Source organism: Rhizobacter sp. P3_B12 (assembly GCF_056402895.1).
The window spans coordinates 1-648 of record NZ_JBFUGN010001678.1; the positions used below are offsets into that span (position 1 = coordinate 1).

General features: G+C 74.8%; 1 pseudogene. It reads right to left on the minus strand.

The annotated features are described in order from the left end of the window. Positions 1-648: pseudogene (locus tag AC1D01_RS37635) on the minus strand (MMPL family transporter); the annotation flags it as partial.

The following is a 648-nucleotide window of genomic DNA, read 5'->3' on the forward strand; positions in this document are numbered from 1 at the left end:
CTTGATCAGCGTGCGCGACTGCACGCCCAGCACGCCGGCGCCGGACAGGTCGAGCGACAGCCCGCGCGCGGCCCAGGGTTCGAAAGCGTTCCGCAGCGCATCGATCGCCCGGGCCTGGCCGTCGAGGTCGGAGCCACCGGCGCGCGTGATCGCCACCAGCAGCGCGCGCGGCTGGCTGCGCGACACCCACACGCCGGCCTCGACGCGCGGCCCGCCCGACGGCAGCAGCGTCTCGGCCAGCCGCGCCATCTCGCCGGTCGGGTCGCGCCACAGCAGCGGCTTGATCCACGCACCGGCCGGCGTGCCGAGCATCGAGGTGGTGTCGGCGATGCCGTCGCGCAGCCCGTCGACGCTGAAGCGCTGCGCATCGACCGCCGGGCTCAGCAGGTAGCGGTGGGCCATCAGCAGCTCGCCGACGGCCTTCGGCGCGCCGAGGTTGTCGCCATTGCTGATGCTGTCGAATTCGCCGCTCGCGCGCAACGCGGTCGCGAGGCCGCGCGAGGCCTCGCCGCGCAGGGCCGCATCGCCGCCGCGCACGCCGACCAGCATCACGCGCGCGGTCACGCCGTGGCGCAGCTGCTCCAGCAGCACGCGCTGCTCGGCACTTGGCGACGACGGCAGGAAGGCCGACAGGTCGGCGACGTAGGT